This window comes from Pseudomonas sp. TCU-HL1, from assembly GCF_001708505.1.
Lineage (GTDB): Bacteria > Pseudomonadota > Gammaproteobacteria > Pseudomonadales > Pseudomonadaceae > Metapseudomonas.
In genome coordinates this window covers 4,491,357-4,511,861 of the sequence record NZ_CP015992.1, presented here as the reverse complement: position 1 = coordinate 4,511,861, position 20,505 = coordinate 4,491,357, and the positions used below count along the sequence as shown (strand labels likewise).

General features: G+C 51.4%; 14 protein-coding genes. 7 read left to right on the top strand and 7 right to left on the bottom strand.

What is annotated here, in order from left to right:
* Window positions 1-138: 138 nt before the first annotated feature.
* A complete protein-coding gene (locus tag THL1_RS20765) occupies window positions 139-1,794 on the bottom strand; it encodes an ATP-dependent nuclease (protein ID WP_069084998.1) in 1,656 nt (551 codons plus the stop codon).
* A gap of 337 nt (window positions 1,795-2,131) precedes the next feature.
* On the opposite strand from THL1_RS20765, the gene THL1_RS20760 reads away from it, so the two are divergent.
* The 3 genes from THL1_RS20760 (at window position 2,132) to THL1_RS29865 (ending at window position 5,854) form a co-directional block, all read left to right on the top strand.
* Window positions 2,132-3,568, top strand: a complete 1,437-nt coding sequence (locus THL1_RS20760) for an IS1182 family transposase (protein WP_069084997.1) — start codon at window positions 2,132-2,134, stop codon at window positions 3,566-3,568.
* Window positions 3,569-4,498: 930 nt separating this feature from the next.
* Window positions 4,499-4,867 carry a hypothetical protein gene (locus tag THL1_RS20755; protein WP_069084996.1) on the top strand — a complete coding sequence of 123 codons (369 nt, stop codon included), beginning with the start codon at window positions 4,499-4,501 and terminating at the stop codon, window positions 4,865-4,867.
* Between the two features lie 189 nt (window positions 4,868-5,056).
* Window positions 5,057-5,854, top strand: a complete 798-nt coding sequence (locus THL1_RS29865; protein ID WP_145928359.1) for a hypothetical protein — start codon at window positions 5,057-5,059, stop codon at window positions 5,852-5,854.
* A 339-nt stretch (window positions 5,855-6,193) separates the two neighbouring features.
* Here THL1_RS29865 and THL1_RS29860 read toward each other — a convergent pair whose 3' ends face one another.
* The 4 genes from THL1_RS29860 to THL1_RS29855 are packed head-to-tail and all read right to left on the bottom strand — an operon-like array spanning window position 6,194 to window position 12,098.
* Entirely contained in the window at window positions 6,194-8,593 is a 2,400-nt protein-coding gene (locus tag THL1_RS29860; RefSeq protein WP_145928358.1) for a hypothetical protein, read from the bottom strand.
* A complete protein-coding gene (locus THL1_RS20750; RefSeq protein WP_069084995.1) occupies window positions 8,556-9,530 on the bottom strand; it encodes a TniB family NTP-binding protein in 975 nt (324 codons plus the stop codon). The genes THL1_RS29860 and THL1_RS20750 overlap by 38 nt, the downstream gene beginning before the upstream one ends.
* Window positions 9,508-11,430 carry a DDE-type integrase/transposase/recombinase gene (locus tag THL1_RS29215; protein WP_083245976.1) on the bottom strand — a complete coding sequence of 641 codons (1,923 nt, stop codon included), beginning with the start codon at window positions 11,428-11,430 and terminating at the stop codon, window positions 9,508-9,510. Before THL1_RS29215 ends, THL1_RS20750 begins: the two co-directional genes overlap by 23 nt.
* Window positions 11,427-12,098, bottom strand: coding sequence for a TnsA endonuclease N-terminal domain-containing protein (locus THL1_RS29855; RefSeq protein ID WP_145928357.1), 672 nt, complete (start codon window positions 12,096-12,098; stop codon window positions 11,427-11,429). Before THL1_RS29855 ends, THL1_RS29215 begins: the two co-directional genes overlap by 4 nt.
* Window positions 12,099-12,378: 280 nt before the next feature.
* Here THL1_RS29855 and THL1_RS29850 point away from each other — a divergent pair, with 280 nt between their 5' ends.
* Window positions 12,379-13,203: a hypothetical protein gene (locus THL1_RS29850; protein WP_145928356.1), complete on the top strand. Its 825-nt coding sequence runs from the start codon at window positions 12,379-12,381 to the stop codon at window positions 13,201-13,203.
* A gap of 270 nt (window positions 13,204-13,473) precedes the next feature.
* Here THL1_RS29850 and THL1_RS20740 read toward each other — a convergent pair whose 3' ends face one another.
* Window positions 13,474-14,454 (bottom strand): DNA-binding protein, encoded by a 981-nt coding sequence (locus THL1_RS20740; protein ID WP_069084993.1) that lies wholly within the window; start codon window positions 14,452-14,454, stop codon window positions 13,474-13,476.
* A 177-nt stretch (window positions 14,455-14,631) separates the two neighbouring features.
* On the opposite strand from THL1_RS20740, the gene THL1_RS20735 reads away from it, so the two are divergent.
* The 3 genes from THL1_RS20735 to THL1_RS20725 all read left to right on the top strand — a co-directional run bounded on the left by THL1_RS20735 (window position 14,632) and on the right by THL1_RS20725 (window position 18,465).
* Entirely contained in the window at window positions 14,632-15,543 is a 912-nt protein-coding gene (locus THL1_RS20735) for a site-specific integrase (RefSeq protein ID WP_069084992.1), read from the top strand.
* Window positions 15,544-15,911: 368 nt separating this feature from the next.
* Complete coding sequence (locus tag THL1_RS20730; protein ID WP_069086587.1) at window positions 15,912-16,166, top strand: BPSL0761 family protein; 255 nt, start codon at window positions 15,912-15,914, stop codon at window positions 16,164-16,166.
* A gap of 643 nt (window positions 16,167-16,809) precedes the next feature.
* Window positions 16,810-18,465 carry an ATP-dependent nuclease gene (locus THL1_RS20725; protein WP_069084991.1) on the top strand — a complete coding sequence of 552 codons (1,656 nt, stop codon included), beginning with the start codon at window positions 16,810-16,812 and terminating at the stop codon, window positions 18,463-18,465.
* Between the two features lie 1,197 nt (window positions 18,466-19,662).
* Here THL1_RS20725 and THL1_RS29845 read toward each other — a convergent pair.
* A complete protein-coding gene (locus THL1_RS29845) occupies window positions 19,663-20,502 on the bottom strand; it encodes a hypothetical protein (protein ID WP_145928355.1) in 840 nt (279 codons plus the stop codon).
* Window positions 20,503-20,505: the final 3 nt, after the last annotated feature.

Below are 20,505 nucleotides of genomic sequence, written 5' to 3'. Positions count from 1 at the left end.
GCCTATCTAGTTGCCGGCCGCGACAGGTAAGATCTGGCGTTTGAAGCCGAATGTCTACAGCGGTCTGCGCCCGACTTTTTTCTCGATTCCCCACACATTTCCCGATAAAGGCCAAGGCTTTATATTTACTCGCGAGGGCTAAATGTCTTGCTTTTCAAAGGCTTTATTGATTGCTTTAAATAGCGCAAAAAATTTCTGACTTGAGTCGTAGGTTGTATCTTCATCATAACGATCCAAGATGTACTCCATAAAAGCTTTCTTTGAGCCGTCGCGAATTTTAAATGATATCAGTTTGTCATCGGCATCAATGACTGGCGAGCCGCCATTAAACCAAGCTGGCTCATACTCATACGCATCTTTAATCCATGAGTCAGGAAACAAACCTTCTATTGGGTGTCCACCGGGGATGAGCACATACTCTTTATTTCCGTCAAAGCTATACTCCTTGTTTGAACAGAAGCTAGACATCGCTCTAGCAGCATCAACCCCAGCCTTGTCTCCATCAAAAAGAGCTACAGAACAAATTTCGGTGCGGAATAGCCCAAAATTTGACTTAATAAATCCGAGCAAGTCCTGCACACCAGTAAAGTCCTTTATCAGTAACTGGCTTGAGTTAAGGTAAGGATAAAGTTCTTTCTGGTGAGGTTGCATCTGGGCCCAGACGTGCTCGATATAAGCTTTATCAGTTTCGCCCTCTACGAACAGACTAAATTTAGCAAGAGCAAAATAGTCAGAAAATTTCACGCCAAGTGATTTTCTGATCGACTCCGTCGCTTCTCTGTGAGTTGTAAATGTCTTTACAACAGTATTTTGAGCCTTACCAGAACGCCCTACACCCTGAACTAGGTTAATATCCGATGGGACAAAATTTATAGCATGGGTTGTTTTGATTACGGTGGATATTGCTGAGAGATCATCTAATATTTTCGCCGCCTGCAAGGCAAGCGAAGGGTGCATGTATGTTTCAGGTTCCTCTACAAGCCATATAACGTTTAAATTCTTTTGTTGCTCGGTTATCCACTTAAACGAAGAGAGAAGCACAGCAGCTTGCACGCCCATTCCCTTGGAGTAAATTGAGCTAATGCTTGGGTCAGAAACGCGCAGGTCGAAACTGGTTATTAGATCCTCGACAGTCCCATTGGGGATATCAAATCCGACGGAGATATCATCTAGACCGTTTTTATGTAGCACGCCATTCATGCTTTTCGCAATGGCTGCGACACTTTGTCGGATTTTTGGTAGGTGCTCCTCTAGGGCGCCCGCCACCTTCAAACGAATAAATGGCAGCACAAATTCGTTATAGAGTTCGTCGATAGATTTTTTGGACGGTATGTAGTAGCACTTGAAAGCATCCAGTACAGATTGCACAAATGCTTTCTGGGCCATGGAATATTGGGGTGATTTCCCCTCAGGCCTTTTCACTCCCGGGTAAACTTGATAGACGGGATTGTTGCCACTAAAGTAAACATTTATTGAGAATTCGTCGCTATCATCATCTTGCCCTAAAAGAGCTTTCAATTTACCCAGTTTTTCGAAAAGCTCCTCGTCCCCTGGCTCTCCTTTAAAGTAACAAGTCAAACTGGTTTTTACAGATTTATCGCCATGGGAAAGATCTGAAATATGATTATAAGAGTTAATATTTTCATAGCCAGTGAAGAACATGTGAAGAGCTAACAGGGCGTTTGTCTTTCCGGCATTATTTGGGCCAACTAGCGTCAGGCCATCTGAAAGCTTCAAAACCTGTTCTGTGGAAATAGTGCGGAAATTCTTGATCCTTAGGCTATCGATTTTCATATGGCATCCGTGTCGCGATTGAAATTTTCCACCGATAATCTCAAAACGCCACCAAATCCACAACTGAGTGGTATATGAAATGGAAGAAAAATGACAGCTTATCCGCTGGAAGCAGCAATCTCCCTTGTCCGCCAACGCAGGAAAAGGGATAGCAAGAAGAAAGGGCAGACTTATTTGCCCAAGGTTAAATGTCTTTCCTTGGCCGCAAGCGGCTAATTGCTTACGGCTGCTAAGGGGGGCGAACGCACTCGGTCATGAGGGGCTGCTAATGGCCCAGGCTGTGTGAAAACGTCGGCCTCGCCTAGAGTTGCTGAAGCAACGTCAGCGGGGGCGGCGTATGAAGCGATTCATCGAAGAGGTGAGCCGGACTCAGGTCAGCTTGCTTCCCGAATGCTTGGAAGACTTCGTCGCTGAAGACAATCCGATCCGCGTGGTCGAAGCCTTCGTCGAGCAACTCGACCTGGCGACCCTGGGGTTTGACGGGGTGGCCCCCGCTGCAACCGGACGACCGTCCTATCACCCCGCCGTGCTGCTGAAGATCTACCTCTACGGTTACCTTAATCGCATCCAGTCCAGTCGGCGTCTGGAGCGTGAATGTCAGCGCAATCTCGAGCTGATGTGGCTGACCGGACGACTGGCACCGGACTTCAAAACCATCGCCGATTTCCGTCGTGACAACGGCAAGGCCATCCGCAATGCCTGCCGGCAGTTCGTCGTGCTCTGCCGCCAGCTCGATCTGTTCTCGCAGTCTCTGGTGGCCATCGACGGCAGCAAGTTCAAAGCCGTCAACAATCGTGATCGCAACTTCACCCAGGGCAAGCTCCGTGCCCGCATGGAACAGATCGAGAAAAGCATCGACCGTTATCTGGCGGCCATGGACACCGCCGATCGGACTCAATCCGATGTTGCCGAGGCCAAGGCCAGCCGCCTCCAGGACAAAATCGAGAAGCTCCAGCAGCAGATGCAGGCGCTCAAGGAGATGGAGCAGCAGCTACGAGAAGCGCCGGATGGACAGGTCTCTCTCACCGATCCTGATGCCCGCTCCATGGCCACCAGCGGCAAAGGAACCGGCGTGGTCGGCTACAACGTGCAGACGGCCGTCGATACCCAGCATCACCTCATCGTCGCCCATGAGGTCACCAATGTCGGCCATGATCGCGCCGCACTGGCGACAATGGCCGAGCAGGCGCGTAGCGCCACCGGGGTTGAGGGCCTGACCGTCGTCGCCGACCGTGGTTACTTCAAGGGCGAAGAAATACTTGCCTGCGACCAATCGGGCATCACCGCCTATGTCCCTAAGCCGCTGACATCCAATAGCAAGGCGGATGGGCGCTTCGGCAAGCAGGATTTTGTGTATGTGCCGGAGAAGAATGAGTACCGCTGTCCCGCGGGGCAGAGCCTGATCTATCGCTACACGAATCTCGAGGCCGGCCTGACGACACATGCGTACTGGAGCTCGAACTGCAAGCAATGTGCAATCCGATCGCAATGCACCAGTGAGCCATTCAGGAGAGTTCGACGCTGGGAGCACGAGGACGTCATCGATGCCATGCAGCGTCGCCTCGATCATCAGCCAGAGATGATGGGCATCCGCCGCCAGACCGTCGAGCACCCGTTTGGCACGCTCAAGCACTGGATGGGCTCGACGCACTTCCTGACCAAAACGTTACCCCGAGTGAGCACGGAGATGAGCCTGCATGTGCTCGCTTACAACCTCAAGCGGTTGATGAGCATCTTGGGCATCCGCGAAGCGGTGGCGGCCTTGCAGTCCTGAGGAGGACTTTTTCCACGTTCCTTGCCGTCTCCCGATGCCATCGGAGACCTCAGAGACCTACTACCGCAAGCAGAACGCTATGTCGGCCCAAATCCCATCTCAGCCCTTGCCATGGACCAGGAGCGATGCAGAACCCCGAGTTTTGCTCTTTTCACACAGCCTGGGCCGGTTTCTGCCGGCTCCCGCCGGCAGCTATGGGGTCGAAAGCTACCATTTCTTGAATGGCATCTCCTGGTCGCTAGTCCAGGCCTGCACTCGACCCTGAGCGATTGTCCAGCCCCTTCTCCGTTCACCCCCATTCCTCGGGGGCGATGCTCTCGACCTTACTACTCAGGCCACCTTTCGATGGCCAGCGCCGCTGCCTCCCTGCACCGTATCGGTGCATCGTTGCAAAGTTCTGTGAAAAAGTTTCAGTGTTTGTTGAAAAGTTACGCGGTCCGGAATCAATCCCAGCCGTTGCTTTTCAATAGGCATCAAAGGGGAAGATCAAGTAAAACAATGGCTTAGGGAGTAGCTTTTCATCAAGCCTTGGATTTATTTTTCATGGAAAGTAGTGCCGCGACTTAGCAGTTCACCTGCAGCTGAATCGGCATTGATCGTGGATTCGCCAGACCGCTGCCCGCCAGCGGCAGCGGTCTGGCGAATCCACGTGGAGAAGGAGTGAACCTGCGCCGCACTCTACCTTGAGTTGCTATGGGGCTAGACCGGTATAGTCGCTTGGTACCGCGACGAGAAGACTGGGCAGAAAAAAGGTCACCGCGGGCGACCAGGCCCGGCCACGGCGCCTGACGCACCTCTACACCACCAAGTAGTCCGCCGAGCGTGCAGTTTGAGAGAGGGGGGCGTCTCCGCAGCGCCTATGCCTAGCTATGGACGCTTGGGTGGCCTTTCGCTACCGTTACGCTTCTTCCAAAGAAAGGAGTCGATCGCGTGAACCTGGTTATTCAAGGTGTCTATGAGGCAGGAGTCCTGGAAAAAGAGCATGTGTTCTTTAAGGCCACAGAAGAACTGGAATTAAGTGATTACTTGGTGGCCGATCACACATATGACGCCAAGGGAAACCTAAGCGATAAGCACCGTCATACCTTCTGGTTTCCCTCCCGCATTGTCAAAAAAGGGGAGTTTGTGGCCCTCCGAACGGGCAGCGGCACTCCGCGGAAGTACACCAAAGACAATGGACAAGTAGTCCACCGTTTTTACTGGAATCTGAAAGCAACTGTCTGGAATGAAACCGGCGATGCAGCGGCTCTTTATAAAGTGGGAACACCATCAGTGAAGCGAGTCCCCGCCAAGGGGTGACAAAGACGCCCCGGCACCTTACCGGGGCTCCTTTCTCCTTTCGCCATAATTTCGCCGACTGTACGCCGGCGTCCTATCACAAAAATTTCCCTGTAGCCATTACAAACCACCATACCTTGACTGGAAATCACTATTACGCCCACCTGCTCAAGCGGGCGATATCCACAAGCTTACGGAACGGAGCGTTACATGAGTATGAGACGATGCAATATCTGTTTGCGCCGATCGAAGATGAGCAGGGACCATATTTTTCCCAGATCAATTACGAAAAAGGTACAGCGTCGAGTAAGTGACATAGGAAGAAGACTCGGAGCCGCTTTAACGTCAAAGCCCACAAAAATCGCGCAAAACGGATACACAGAGTCAAATATATGTGAGCACTGCAACAATTCACTACTTGGCACCTATCTAGATCCCCATTTAACTAAACTGTACAAGGACGTGGACAGAGAGCTTGGCTATCTAAAATTTCTAGGCGGCGGATCAATCATTGTTAGAGACGTTGATCTAAAGAAGGCAATAAGGGCAGCTTCCGCTCACCTTCTTGCATACTCCAAGCAAGCCCACTACAAAGCTCCAATTGCGCGAGACCTTCGTAGACTTGTGTTTAAAGGAAAGCGATCTCCCCGTCTGCGGATCGGGATTTGGTTGTTTCCATACAAAGATCAAGTCCTCCTTAACAGCGTTGGAATTGCAAGCATACTGAAAGGTGTAACCCCTATAACCATCAGTGCATACAAAACTTATCCGCTGGCGATTGCATTTGTTTTCGACAATCCAACTTATACCTTCCCCTTTAAGTCCGTCTTGGAGATTTCAAATTGCTTTGAAATGCCTGACGACATAGTCTCTCTTAGACTGATGACTGTTCCGCTTGTGCATCAACTATGGCCTGAAGCTCCGCTAGATAGTGGGATGGTCCTTATGCATAATGAATCTGGTGTCCACACCCAGCCATACATGAACTTGAAGCAATACCCTTACTGAGCGAACGGAAGCCCGGCACATATCCGGGGGTTCTTCTTCCTTACTTGGGCAGTGCCGGAAATTCCAGCATTAGCCTCAAAAGAAATTCCTATTGTTCGGTCGGTCGGTTCGACGCTCGGCTCTTACCGCATGGGGTACGGTGTCTCAAGGCCATTATGCAAGACTGAATACCCGGGCATAAGTTTTCGTTGGTGGTTTTGCTTGGGTCGATCTGGCGGCCAACGCGATAACGTGCCAGTCGCCCGAGACGCTATCTGATGCCAGGTGCTGAGCCCGTATTTGATGCGTTCCGGGTACGGCGGACTCCGCAACCAGTGACGAGCATTAAAACAAAACTGGTTAGACAGCTTTGATGCTCGTCTTGATCGAGTTAACTTCCGAGCCGTTCTCGCTCTTCTTATCGTTAACCAGCCAGGGTAACGTCGGTCGGAGAGCAAGAATGTCCATTTTGGCTATAAGTTTAACTGTCTTGACCCCGTTGGCTCTTTCTGCTGGTGGGTTTCTCAGTTTGCCAGAAATTACACAGTAACGAGTAAAGCCTTTCGCTGCGCCAACAAGCCGATCTGAGTCGCCATAGTTGCAAAAATTGTGCATATGTTCAATTGCTCGGTTTAGGTCGTGCTGTGAAATGTACTTGGCGTGTTTATAGGTGATGATCTCGAGAAATTTACTTGCCACAAAGCGTCTGGCAAAATGATGTGCGCTTATTTGGAGTGATTGAATGGCGTCATTCAGTGGAACAAGGGTTTTCACCAGCCTTTCAAATCTCTCTACGGAGACAATAGAGATTCCAGGTTGCGGTGGACGAAGTCCGGGAGCGGACTTCGCCAGCGTCAGGGTCTTGTTGAGCGTTAATCTGGATACCTCGCGTCTTGATAATCCTAGTCTTTGTGTGACTTGCTTAATTGTTAGATGCGTAGGCCTTGATCGGGTGGGGTAACGATAAAACCTGTAAGGCTGATTCTCCAAGCGTGTGTCAAGGTCAGAGGGAAGGTCTGATCGCCGGTAAATAACAACATGTTCTCCATCCACAAGTGGGCCTGATGCGGCCGATATTCCAAGCGCTTGCAATGCTGGGCCTAGGTAGCGGCGCGGATAATGGAGCTCCTTAGAGAGCTCTTCTGTGAAAACATAGTCGCGGTGGAACGATTCAATCTTTTTGTTCTCTACAAGAACACTATTGCCCCGGCCGCCAAATGCTTGTCCTAAAAGGCCTGTCCGAATTAGTTGACGGGCTAGGTCTGGGTGGATGTGGAGAAGATTACTTGTTTCCTTGGTGTTGCTATAGTTGGTTGTTGATATTTTTCTGGCGCGAGGTAAATGCGAGACAAACGTTTTTTTGGTTGGCTTTCTAGACGGGTTTAGTGATTCCAGGAAGCCTGGGGTGCTAATTAGTTCTTGTATTTCGGCGAGTGGAAAAATTGGTATAAAGTTACCGTCAATTTCAGCGCTGGAAACTGGGGCAATAAGGCTTTCCCTGATCTTTTTTAATACCGGTTGGGCTGATTTATTGAGTATCTTATAAATCTTTGTAGAGAATATATATTTTCTCTCGAAGGCTTCGATGCTTGATAATGGGATAAGAATCCCCGCTCTTGTTTTCTTGCCTTCTAGGAGTCCCGCTCTCACGGTGCGTCGGCAGGCCTCATAGTGAGCGCCAAGTCTTATGGCCGCTTTTTTCAGGGTGGTGTAACTGGCTGGTGTATAGTTCAACGAGCAAGTTGTTGTCTGCTGCAAGAATGACGCTATACAATCGATTTCTGATAAGTTGTAACGATTGTTGGTGGTTTGGTGGCGATTGATAGGGAGGTGGTGGACTATTCTTAGCCATTGCCGAGTGCTTATTCCAAGGTATTTTTTAACCTGATTGGTAAGAAGTGTAAAGTCTTCATTAATCGTGCATTCGGCACATGATGGGGGCGCATTTAGGAAAATTGAGACAGCTTTTGTGAGTCCCTCCTGCTCCTGGATGGGGAGGCTGGCGGCAATCAAGTGCGGGTTGATCTGAGGATGCCGTCTCGATAAGTAGTTTAGATAGCTTACGATCCCCTCGACGTTGCCATTCAATATGGCGAAGCCGGCTTCCAATAACTTCCGGTTGTGTGGTAACTGCCCTTTGGTGCGATCATGGCCCACGGCAATTAGTGACTCTAGAAGTCTGTTGAATCTTTGTTGGTCGCCAGCTTTGAATATGTCTAAGAGTTGGGTCTCCAGAGGAGGCTGATTTAGTGGCGTTGGTTGAAGTCTGCGCATGTCGAAGCCGCACGCGCATTTTGATTCCTCTTGTCTGTACCAGACAAAAGGCTTTCGGCAGTTTGGGCAGGCGGTCATATACTCGACCCAATGATAAGGGCAGTAATCAGCAAGGCGAATGTCCTTGATGTATCGCTCCCAACCCTCCTGAAGGCATATCGGGCAAATCGCTGCGTACTCAAGTCGCAGGAGTTTTTGTGGCACTCTTATTCCATGGACGATCAAGGGCGCGTGCTTTGTGGCCTCGTAAGTTCTTGGGTAAAATGCTACCACGGTTTTGTCAGCGTATGAGGCACTTTCCTCTTTGAGGAAGTTGACTGTTTGAAAATCCGGAATAAAGCATTCTCTGACCAAGGCGCTGTAGCCCAGGTAATGGGTCCTGAACCTGCGAAAGTTTTTATGGCCATTCGCGTAAGCGGTTCTATTTAATAGGCTGGTTGGGCTCTCATTAGGCAGCGAGGTGGCGACGAAGTTTAGGGCTTTCATTTTGATGTCTCTCAATTAGATTAAGATTATCTGCGAGATTCATCTCGAACGGATTTCTGGTTTTGGCCAGATTTAGTTTTAGCTCAAGTAGAGAGCAGCTCATGGCGAAGTCGTTTATGCAAGGACCAGATGCCTCATTCCGTAGGCAGTGCAAGAATACTAAGTGAAGGATCTGGCGAATGTATTCAAGGTTTCCGCTTGTTGCGACATAGAGAGGAATGCGTATTCCGGAATCGGTAAGGTGAGCGCCCTTATGCAGATTCCCAATCGAATACATTTTTTTGTCTAGCTCTTTTAAAGTAATGGTGTAGTCGCATTCCGGTGAGTCGTCGAAATTGAAATAGCCCAGGGTCGCCAGGTATGGATACCGTCGCGCAAGGAGGCTGCTTCCATAAATAAATTCCTTGCATTCCGGAGTGCCGGCAACAATCACTGCTATATTGATTTGGTCGAGAAGATTGCGTAGCCAGTCGGCTGCGTCCTCGACACTCTTGGCGGGATTGTGTTTGGCAAATAGTTGAATTTCGTCGAGAAGGATGGCGCGCGTCTGACAAGTTTTCAGGTTTTTAATCACCATCCTCGTCAAGTCTACCGTGTCACCTTTCACGCCGAACACGTGAAGTTTTTCAAGTATGGCCTTTGCAAGGTCTTTGATCGTGACTTTGGGGGGGACTGAAAGATAAATGACCGGTATGATTCGGCGGACACCTTCCGCAGTCAACTCTTCGCTTTCAGCCTCGAATTGGTCATGGAAGTAATTGAGCAAGGTAGTTTTGCCTGCACCAGAAGGCGCGGAGATTACCGTTGAGGTTGGTATTCCTCTGAGTTTTGTGCTCTCTATCGCCAGGTTCAATAACTCGAAGGCCCTTCGATAAGGAGGAAAGAACACGATCTGCCTCTCAAACTCATCTACTCTACTTTCGATTTCTGCGTTCATGGCTCACCTCTACGGTGGCGTATGTGGTTGGCGTAGTGCTTTCGTTCAGGAAGGAGTTTTCGTCGACCTCTTCAGCGATGTCGCAGTAGTCAGGCGAATCTTTTGTGTCGTCCAGAAAGTTATCTACAATTCCTTGCAAGTCTTCCAGGATGGCCCTCTTTCGTCTTGTGGACTTGGATTTACCCTGTGCTAGTTCCATGTTCAGTCTTAAGCGAGCCTCTTTGGCTTCACGGTAAGAGAATCTTTTGGCCTCCTTTAGTATTTTTGCACGCACCAAATTATGTGCATACATTGTCAGTCCGCACTGGTAGGTTGGGTCAACTGCATCGGCGATATACCGGTTTTCCGGTAGGCGCGGATGATAGACAATGGCTTTGCCAAGGTCGCTTTCGTCGTAGAGAACAATGGCTTCTTCATTCTTTTTCAGTAACGATCCGATTCGGGCTATGCCTGGGCCAGTCCAAAACAAATTGTTGTGTCTTACCCGTCCTTTTATGACCTTTGAGGACGTTTGGCTCAGAAAAAGGCCATCCAACTGGTCCTGTGAGTAGCGTCTGGCGGGGAATTGATCGTCTCGCATGGTTTCCCACGCACGTCTAGGGGACATGTTCAGGGTACGATGAAAGCTCGAGTGATAGATTTCCAGCCATTCTTCAAACTTGAGGCGGAGTTCTTCTAGTGTGAAAACGGCCTCCTTTTCGGAGTCATAGTCTCCCCGCTCTTCCAGATTGGAGAATGTGGTGCCTTGCAAGTGATGGGTGAATTGAACGACTAGCGTCTTAAACCAGCTTTCTACATGAGGCTTCTGATTGGGATTCCTCGGTTCGCAATAGGTGAGCTTTGCCCCGATCAGCTCCAACCTTTCACGAAGGTGTACGGATCTAAAATCCGGTCCATTATCCATAATGTAGTGCGCAGCTTGCCCTGTGTATTCCCGCTCGCTAGCGAGAGAATGCTTGATGGCGCGCACTGTCTTCGACACAGAAGGCGGGTTTAGCGAGAGATCAAATCCAATGACGTAACGGGGTTTAATAAGAATTATTATGGTTAGGAAGGGCTTTCCAATTGGGCGTCCAAGTTCGTCAACCGCTACTATGTCAACGGTATGTGTGTCACATTCGGCCAAGTCAAAGAGCCTTAATGGTTCGCTAAAGCGTTTGCTCCAACTGTGGCGTCGAATTGCCGTCGTTAACCCATTCTGTTTCACGCTGACCGCCAGCGGGTCCAGTTCTTTAATTAGCCTGTATAGAGTGGTGATGGATGGAATTCGAATCTGGTCCCAAGCCGGTCTCTGGTGGTTTGAGCTTTTCGCGCTTGTTTGCACGGCATCAATTACATCTGTAATGGTCGATGGACGCTTAATTAAATACAGTGCATCTAGATAATAACGAAGTGCTTCACGGATCTCAGGGTGCTGGCGATCAAACCGGCTATTTTTCTTTCTGCAGAGAGGATCGAGCAATGAGAAGGGATTTCGGTCTGAGTGTTTATATGCGGATAGCCATATATAAATGGTGGAATAGGCTGGCGGTTTAAGGTCGTCTATCTCTTTCGCGATGCTAGCTATGAGGTTTTTGGTTGCGTGACAAGGAAGGCGCCCGGAGAATTCTGCGAGGATTCTATCAACATAGGTTAGCTTTCTCTTTAGATTTATTTGATGCTTTTCTGGTAGTGAAAGCAAGACTTGGGCATTATCTCGGGATATTGGCGCCTCTTGGGTTCTAACCAGCTCACCTTTGTTGTATTTTGTTTGGAGTTTAATTTTGCTCTGGAATATAACGGACTTGTCTCGATCCGTGCTTCGCATTTGCACTTGATCGTCTCTGGTGTCAACAATTTCGTATGACTTTCCGTGGTACCGATAACGTTCTCCGATCTTAATCTCTAGAGTATCTTTCATCTTCGCTCTCCTACGGAAATCTGAGTTTGAGTGCTGAAGAATCTGTTCAGATTTGCATGGACTTTACGATTAAAAACAGCGCTGGCAATATCCGAGACTGTGGGTGGGTTTAAAACTTCGAGAAGTTGGTGAACTCTGATGGTCCTCGAGGGGGCGTCCTCTACAATATGGACAACGCGTGCGATTCCTAATTGAGTGGCGCCAAAACTATGGGCATATAAGTAATTGAGATTGTGGAATAGTGTGGGCTTTCGGAAATGGGATTCGGCTATTGTTTCAAGTAGATAGCCATGTTCGGCGAGTGCGCGCTGAAAACAAAGGAGCTTTTCTTGGGTTCGGCTTCCTTCGAGTTGAGAGTCGGGTTTGATTTCGTAGAAGACCCAGGAACCATCTGCCAGTTTTACAAAGAAGTCAGGAGTGTATTTTAATGTTTTTGTTGGTCCGAAATTTAAGATGAAACGAATAGGATGGCTGATGTATCTCTGTACGGCTGGTAGGTATTCTAGATACAGGCAGAAGTCAGACTCCAATAGCGACTCGCACGAGATGTATTCGCGATTTTTTTGGGAGGGAAAGTAGGTGATGTGTTTGCCATATTCTCCCGTTCTTAACTTTTTCGGGGGAGACGTCATTAGCGATCGGGGATATCCCACGGATTGCCCGTTCATGCCATTCACCTCTGTAGACTCCTACCGCTGCGTGAGTCCGTTGTCCCATTGGTAGGACGTTCGGCGGGCCTGTCCTGGCGTGGGTTCTACGCTGCTCTCGTTTGTACAAGCTCGTAAGACTGCCACTGACGTGTGGCTGAATTGCTCTGCAACCGCTCTATTGCGCGTATTCTGTGGTTGAAAAAATTCAGCATTTGTCGCGAGGCCATGGGTGGCAAAGCCACGCCGCAAATTGCCTTGGGGGCGGCAACTCGACACCGCCGCCAGAAGGCTCCGGGGTATGCTTTTTGCGCATACACTGGCGTCGTCGGCACGTTGTATGCACAGTGGATATGCATTAGCTCGTTGGTATGAGCGACATCGGGGAGAGGCGAAGGGATCCCAGCGGGACAACAAGTGGTACGCGTTTTTCAACGGGCGCTTGGCCAGAGGCGACCTGCTGGAAGAGTTGGTTGATCTATTCCCAGTGCTGCAGCCCATCCTTGATAGTCCACTCTGGTTGAGTTTGACCGAGGAACATGGACGGAGGATTGATTGGGAGGCTGCGATCCTGGCAGAACGCGAGGGGAAGCGTTTAAGGGTTTTCAGCCAACCAAAGCTGGCGGCGTTTGCTGCCTGTCCGGAGTGGTATCGATTGGGACTTTTGTTGATGCTGCTGCGTACAACTTCTGCCTGGTACGCATTGCACCGTCTCTGGGTCAGCAAAAATATATCTGTGTATGTGCAAATGACCTGTCTTGCACCGCCGCTTTCTCACATCAGTTCCGAGCTCTATCGTCGACTTGGAGAGTTGACGAGTAAAGGTTGTTTCGGTATTCCGGCTATTCCTTTTTGGCCTGCCAATGAGCGAGAGTTTCGTCGAAATTTGCGGTTCTTAAAGCTGTTAGCAGGCAGGGCGGTGCAAAAGGGGTGGGTGCCTGAAGTAAAACCTGGTGCCTATTTGCTACTTTGGATTTTATTTGGGTTTGATGTTGAGTACCGTTTGCGACTTGTTGACCGGTTAAGGCGTAGGCGCTGGGAGTTTCAGATTGGGTGTCCCAGTCTCGTTCGATACAGGCTGCAGGTCGTGCGCAAAGCCTATTTGAAATCGAGGTTTGTTAAATAACTGCTCCACGAGGGCGTCGTCTGGCTCGCTCGAATCCAGCAGGCATGGTGAGGCGAGCCAATTAGACCGACTCGTCGCCTCCACCCGGACTAGGGCATAGCGAGCAGAATACCGATCCTTTCTCAGTTCGCCGTTTCCCAGTGGAAGACGTGAGGAACGCGTACTCGTCGAATCCTTAGGTGCTTCTTGGCAATCCTGATCAGGAGTGCCAATGAGCACAACTGGGACGATAGGTAGACCTCTGTTCTGTCGACATGGAGGGGCCGCTGGTTATCCCGCTGGGGAGGGAGGGGGAGCGGCCTCGGATGGTGGGGTTAGACCTGCCAGGGTGACCAGTCGAGCTTGCAAAACTTCGAGCTGCCGGGCTTGCTGCTGTACCTGATGCTTAAGTCGTAAGCGCTCCGCATTGTGCTGTTTCAATCGCTCCTCCAATGCGGCTTTTTCCGTGCTGCGTGCCGTCAATTCTTGGCGAAGAGTTTGTAACGCGCTGCGCTGCATGGCCAGTTCACTCTCGATCGCCGACTGGTGTTTCACCGTGTTTCGGGCTTCGACCAAGAGGCGCTCGTTATCTCTATTTAGCGTGGAAAGCTCGTCCTGTTTACTCAGCAAACTCTGGCGAAGCTGGCGCAGCTCGGCCTGCAGCTGTTGCACTTGCGCGTCATGACGTTGGAGTTCTTGCTCGCGCTGCTCTTTGCGAGCCTCTCGATAGTGGTCGAGGGCCTGGCGGGCGAGCTGGTGCTTATCCTCCAGTGATTGCAACTGGTTGGCGCGCTCTTCCAGCAGCTCCTGAAGACCGTGGAGGCTTTGCTCGAGCCGAGCACGTTCAAACTCACTGGCCTGGTAACGATCACGCAGCTGCTCCAGGTTCTGTTGGCAATCGTTCAGTTGCTCGGTCAAGCGAGCATTTCCCGCCTGCAGTTCTTGAATGCGCTCCTCGCTATAACGCCGTTGGGCGAGGTTTTCGTTGTGCTGCCGGGCAACGGCTTCCCGTGCCGTGCTTACTTTGGCCTCAGCCTCGAGAACCAGGCGGTCGGCCACATGGGCAATCAGTGACCCAAGTTCTTCGCTCAGTGAGGGCGGTGGCGCTTCCGACGACCTTGCGAGTTCTTGCAGGTATCGATGAATGGTGGACTTGGAACCCGTATTGCCTAGCTCCGTCCGGACTGCATCAATAGTCGGCCGGGCGCCGCGGGCCTGGAGCGCCTGCTTGGCCTTCAGGACCAGGGCTTTGTTAATTCCGCCGCGTGCCATGGGGTCTCCGACGATTTCGTAGTGTGTTCCAGAGTATGGGATTACAGCTGTATGGACGGGAGGCGGTGGGCCGAATGGGGCGACGGGCTAACCGTGGATAATCTAGATTTATCCACGGTTAGGGGACTTTTCTGGCCAATCGGCCGGGGCGGGCAGTACAACGCAGGGGCACTCAGCATGACCGAGCTCGATCGTTACCTCGAAGCTGCCGAACGGGACAACACGCGGCGCTCGTACCGGACCGCGTTGGCGCATTACGAGCTGGTGTGGGGTGGGCTGTTGCCCGCCAGCGGCGAAAGCGTGGCGCGCTACCTGGCCTGTTACGCCAGGTCCTTGTCGACCAGCACCCTGCGCCATCGGCTGGCCGCCTTGGCGCGCTGGCATCGGCAGCAGGGCTTCAGTGATCCGACCAAGACCGAGCTGGTGCGCCAGGTGTTCAAGGGCATCCGCGCCTTGCACCCGAACCCGGAGCGGCAGGCGGCCCCGCTGCAACTGCAGCAACTGGAGGCGGCGGTCGACCGACTGGAGACCCAAGCCCAAGTCGCGCTGGCGGCGGGGCAGCGGGGCCGCTATCGCCGCAGCCTGCGTGACCGCGCCCTGATCCTGCTCGGCTTCTGGCGCGCGTTTCGCAGTGACGAGCTGTGTCGCTTACGGGTCGAGCTGATTCAGGCCCAGGCCGGCGAGGGCCTGCAGCTGTTTGTGCCGCAGAGCAAGGGGGATCGGGAGAACCTCGGCGTGACCTACAAGGCACCGGCGCTGCAACGCCTCTGTCCGGTGCAGGCCTATCTCGACTGGGTGGCGGCGGCGCAGCTGCAGGAAGGGCCGGTGTTTCGCGCGATTAACCGCTGGGGACAGGTGCAGGCGTCGGCGTTGCACCCGAACAGCGTCATTCCGATCTTGCGGCAAGCGCTGCAAGGCGCCGGTGTGGAGGCCCAGGCGTTCAGCAGCCATTCTCTGCGCCGCGGTTTCGCGACCTGGGCCACCCGCAATGGCTGGGACCAGAAATCCCTCATGGCGTATGTGGGCTGGCGCGATGCGAAATCTGCCTTGCGCTACATCGAAGCGGCGCCGGTGTTTCCACTCAGTTGACCGGACGCTGCTGAGGCGGGCACTGTGGCCCGCCGAGACAGGCCTGCCGGCGGTCCTTAGCCGTGGCAATGGCGACTCCCGGCACCGCCCCGCCAACTTGCCGCGCGCCAACAGCCATCGCCGAGTCCCGGCGTCCCCGCCGGGATCGACCGCCCCGCCAGGCTGCCCACCGCGCCGTCAGGCTCCGGTTGGCTCGCCGATTCACAAGACCCCGCTCTCCGGCGTGGTGGGACCCCGCCGAAATGATCGGGCGAGCCGCCCTCGGCGAAGACCAAGCTTCCTCGTCCTGAGGTACTGGCGAGCAACGGCGGTGCAAGTGGACAATGATCAGGAGCACAGAGGCCTGCGGCCATGTCGAGGTGGATATTATGACGATGCCCCACGAGCGTACCCGCGCGGTGGTACAGACCTACGATTTTCTGGTTGAGCTCTCCCGTGATGCGTCCCTACCAGAGCGCGTGCGCCGCGACGCCCGCTTTCTCTTGCGTCACTTTCCCACCAAGCACGATGTACTGCTGGCCGGCAAAATCGAGGAGCAGGCGGAAACCTTGCCTTTAGGTGCCTTGGGCCCTGTGTTTAGCTCTGCGACAGAGTTTAAGCGAACGCGGTCCATTGACCACTAACCGCATGCTCGGCAACAGAGCCCAGTCAGTAGCGCTGAGTCCCGAGGCTTGAGGCTTGGGGGGACTACGAAACCAGGGGCGATTCAGCACGCTACGGTGCAGCAGTTCCGAATTGAGTAACGATTAGGGTCTGCTTTTGACCGAGGCTGTGTAAAACGCTTTGAAGACCAAGCACTGATCAAGAGACGATTAAGCTTGGCGCTCTCCAGGGAAATCCAGGCAGGTTCGGACGCAAAAAATCCGCCAGATTTCCTGTAGCGACGCGTCCCTCAAGTTTGAACGGGAGTTTTTACATGGCTTGGGCCGGTTTCTGTCGGTCGTGACAGGCCGGAGTCGACCCAAACCTGCCTGTTGTATCAGACAGAAACCGGCCATTAGCAGCCCCTCATGACCGAGTGCGTTCGCCCCCCTTAGCAGCCGTAAGCAATTAGCCGCTTGCGGCCAAGGAAAGACATTTAACCTTGGGCAAATAAGTCTGCCCTTTCTTCTTGCTATCCCTTTTCCCGCGTTGGCGGACAAGGGAGATTGCTGCTTCCAGCGGATAAGCTGTCATTTTTCTTCCATTTCATATACCACTCAGTTGTGGATTTGGTGGCGTTTTGAGATTATCGGCGGAAAATTTCAATCGCGACACGGATGCCATATGAAAATCGATAGCCTAAGGATCAAGAATTTCCGCACTATTTCCACAGAACAGGTTTTGAAGCTTTCAGATGGCCTGACGCTAGTTGGCCCAAATAATGCCGGAAAGACAAACGCCCTGTTAGCTCTTCACATGTTCTTCACTGGCTATGAAAATATTAACTCTTATAATCATATTTCAGATCTTTCCCATGGCGATAAATCTGTAAAAACCAGTTTGACTTGTTACTTTAAAGGAGAGCCAGGGGACGAGGAGCTTTTCGAAAAACTGGGTAAATTGAAAGCTCTTTTAGGGCAAGATGATGATAGCGACGAATTCTCAATAAATGTTTACTTTAGTGGCAACAATCCCGTCTATCAAGTTTACCCGGGAGTGAAAAGGCCTGAGGGGAAATCACCCCAATATTCCATGGCCCAGAAAGCATTTGTGCAATCTGTACTGGATGCTTTCAAGTGCTACTACATACCGTCCAAAAAATCTATCGACGAACTCTATAACGAATTTGTGCTGCCATTTATTCGTTTGAAGGTGGCGGGCGCCCTAGAGGAGCACCTACCAAAAATCCGACAAAGTGTCGCAGCCATTGCGAAAAGCATGAATGGCGTGCTACATAAAAACGGTCTAGATGATATCTCCGTCGGATTTGATATCCCCAATGGGACTGTCGAGGATCTAATAACCAGTTTCGACCTGCGCGTTTCTGACCCAAGCATTAGCTCAATTTACTCCAAGGGAATGGGCGTGCAAGCTGCTGTGCTTCTCTCTTCGTTTAAGTGGATAACCGAGCAACAAAAGAATTTAAACGTTATATGGCTTGTAGAGGAACCTGAAACATACATGCACCCTTCGCTTGCCTTGCAGGCGGCGAAAATATTAGATGATCTCTCAGCAATATCCACCGTAGTCAAAACAACCCATGCTATAAATTTTGTCCCATCGGATATTAACCTAGTTCAGGGTGTAGGGCGTTCTGGTAAGGCTCAAAATACTGTTGTAAAGACATTTACAACTCACAGAGAAGCGACGGAGTCGATCAGAAAATCACTTGGCGTGAAATTTTCTGACTATTTTGCTCTTGCTAAATTTAGTCTGTTCGTAGAGGGCGAAACTGATAAAGCTTATATCGAGCACGTCTGGGCCCAGATGCAACCTCACCAGAAAGAACTTTATCCTTACCTTAACTCAAGCCAGTTACTGATAAAGGACTTTACTGGTGTGCAGGACTTGCTCGGATTTATTAAGTCAAATTTTGGGCTATTCCGCACCGAAATTTGTTCTGTAGCTCTTTTTGATGGAGACAAGGCTGGGGTTGATGCTGCTAGAGCGATGTCTAGCTTCTGTTCAAACAAGGAGTATAGCTTTGACGGAAATAAAGAGTATGTGCTCATCCCCGGTGGACACCCAATAGAAGGTTTGTTTCCTGACTCATGGATTAAAGATGCGTATGAGTATGAGGCAGCTTGGTTTAATGGCGGCTTGCCAGTCATTGATGCCGATGACAAACTGATATCATTTAAAATTCGCGACGGCTCAAAGAAAGCTTTTATGGAGTACATCTTGGATCGTTATGATGAAGATACAACCTACGACTCAAGTCAGAAATTTTTTGCGCTATTTAAAGCAATCAATAAAGCCTTTGAAAAGCAAGACATTTAGCCCTCGCGAGTAAATATAAAGCCTTGGCCTTTATCGGGAAATGTGTGGGGAATCGAGAAAAAAGTCGGGCGCAGACCGCTGTAGACATTCGGCTTCAAACGCCAGATCTTACCTGTCGCGGCCGGCAACTAGATAGGCCGGGTCATTCTACCCGCACGGATCGACGCTCACTCCGCCTCGCAACTGCTGCCTGACACTGCCGGGGCCGAGCTATCGTAGAGTTTGGCCTCTTCTGCATGTTTTAAGACATCGCAAGACGGTACTTAACTCAATGAAGAATCGTCGTGGTTATTATCGAATGCCTACTTCTGGCAGGCCAGAACTGACCCAACCGGCAGCTTCTGGCCGGTTTCTGCCGGTTCCCACCTGCAGCTTAGAGGCAATTCTGGCCTGTCACTGCCGGCAGAAACCAGCCAAGAGCGACCGGAGTCGCCCCTCTGGAGGCAGTCAGACCATAAAAATAAATTTGCCCCGAATGGCACTTACTTAGCCCTTTTTGGATGGCCGCTCCTCTTGATTTCTGCGCGAGCAGAGTGGCGTGTTTAGGTCGGTAAAGGATAGGGGCTCGGCATTCACTTAAGCGCGCGACGCGCCACGCGTCCGGTACGGTTACTGGCGGACAACGACTACGATGCCGATCGCCTGCTTGTGTACTGCGACCGCTACCGCATGCAGCCGGTGATTCTCCAGCGCACTAGAAGCGTAAGTCCAAGCCGGGAAGCCGCCACAGCCTTACCGCGCGATACAGGCCGTTGCAGGCAAACCAACTTGAGTAGTACGGATGTCTTGACCTTTCACGTAATACCCGATCCAACTGTCCCTAGTCCCGGGACTCGGGACAAAAGGAGCACGCAATCCTGGGCGATGCAAGGACTGAAATAAAAGTTCTGGGATGCCGCCCCAGCAGGGAAATCAGGAGGCCGAGTTGCCGCCGTTATTGTATATTTCATTGCGAGCAACGCGCCTGAAATCGCAGAGGTCTTGGTCCTCATCACTGAACATGAAGTTCACCATTCGCTCACATCTGAGGCCTAAAGGCCAGGATTCCCAAGAGGCCTGAGCCAATCTAATCATGCAAGAGATGCATGCCTGCGGGGAGTGAACGGCTGCTTTTGCGGATTCCGAGCGGACCATCCCGGATACGGAAACCTCATCCGGGATGGTCTTTGTCATTCCGGGGTTTAACCCGGTGAAGCCTTATTCCTTCCGCTGGTCGTGAGGCACAGCGATTGTTGCGGAGGTCTCGGATTTATTTCCCGCCGCGTCAGTGGCTGAATAAACAACGGTGTAGACAATACCAGACTTGGGCTGCCCTCCACGCTTGGCACGTATAGAGAAGTTAAGATCAGCTGTTCCGACTTCCGCTCCTTGCACATCCTTCTGTAGATCACACTCATTGCAAGTTACAGAAACCAGGGTGATAGCTGGCGCTGGGTCCTTGTCATCAGATGCCGTGACACTGGCCGTGATATTGCGAATTTTATTATTTGGCGGCCAGACTACGCTAGGCTCAAATTCAACCGAAATGCTTGGTGGAATCGTATCCAAGTCGTTTGGTGGCCCATCAAGTACTGTAAGCTGCGAGCTCGCATAAGTCGGTGGTCCATCAATAATCGCCGTCCAATGACTGTTTTGAAGTTGAGGGTTGGGGTTCCGCATCACAACGGTGAAGCCACTCTGCGCTGTGCCGGGCTCAAGCCGACCGGTTTCTGCTGCCGGCTCCCACCGCACCTCATAGTATGGGCTTTCCTCCAATGCAATGATGCGTGATTTCCAATCGGTCGGAGAAATAACTTCTAGTGGAGCGTCTCCACTTATTTCGCTGGCTCCAGTGTAATGATCAAAGCCAATCGAAAAGCCGAGGATAGGTTGATTGCCGGTGTTTCGAATAGTGTAAGTATAAGCGGTTAGGTCAGCGTGTGACTGTACGTACACTCCAACATTCGCCACTTGGTCATCCCGGGGGCCTGCGGAGAGAGATGCGCTCATAAAAAGCAGCGCAACACCAGGCAATAGATTCTTGAAGTTGCTGATCATCTT

Excerpts from the sequence above, each read along its gene's own strand:
- THL1_RS20765 (WP_069084998.1), bottom strand. The coding sequence starts at position 1,794 with ATGAAAATCGATAGCCTAAGGATCAAGAATTTCCGCACTATTTCCACA.
- THL1_RS20760 (WP_069084997.1), top strand. The coding sequence starts at position 2,132 with ATGAAGCGATTCATCGAAGAGGTGAGCCGGACTCAGGTCAGCTTGCTT.
- THL1_RS29865 (WP_145928359.1), top strand. The coding sequence starts at position 5,057 with ATGAGTATGAGACGATGCAATATCTGTTTGCGCCGATCGAAGATGAGC.
- THL1_RS29860 (WP_145928358.1), bottom strand. The coding sequence starts at position 8,593 with ATGAAAGCCCTAAACTTCGTCGCCACCTCGCTGCCTAATGAGAGCCCA.
- THL1_RS20750 (WP_069084995.1), bottom strand. The coding sequence starts at position 9,530 with ATGAACGCAGAAATCGAAAGTAGAGTAGATGAGTTTGAGAGGCAGATC.
- THL1_RS29215 (WP_083245976.1), bottom strand. The coding sequence starts at position 11,430 with ATGAAAGATACTCTAGAGATTAAGATCGGAGAACGTTATCGGTACCAC.
- THL1_RS29855 (WP_145928357.1), bottom strand. The coding sequence starts at position 12,098 with ATGAACGGGCAATCCGTGGGATATCCCCGATCGCTAATGACGTCTCCC.
- THL1_RS29850 (WP_145928356.1), top strand. The coding sequence starts at position 12,379 with ATGCTTTTTGCGCATACACTGGCGTCGTCGGCACGTTGTATGCACAGT.
- THL1_RS20740 (WP_069084993.1), bottom strand. The coding sequence starts at position 14,454 with ATGGCACGCGGCGGAATTAACAAAGCCCTGGTCCTGAAGGCCAAGCAG.
- THL1_RS20735 (WP_069084992.1), top strand. The coding sequence starts at position 14,632 with ATGACCGAGCTCGATCGTTACCTCGAAGCTGCCGAACGGGACAACACG.
- THL1_RS20730 (WP_069086587.1), top strand. The coding sequence starts at position 15,912 with ATGACGATGCCCCACGAGCGTACCCGCGCGGTGGTACAGACCTACGAT.
- THL1_RS20725 (WP_069084991.1), top strand. The coding sequence starts at position 16,810 with ATGAAAATCGATAGCCTAAGGATCAAGAATTTCCGCACTATTTCCACA.
- THL1_RS29845 (WP_145928355.1), bottom strand. The coding sequence starts at position 20,502 with ATGATCAGCAACTTCAAGAATCTATTGCCTGGTGTTGCGCTGCTTTTT.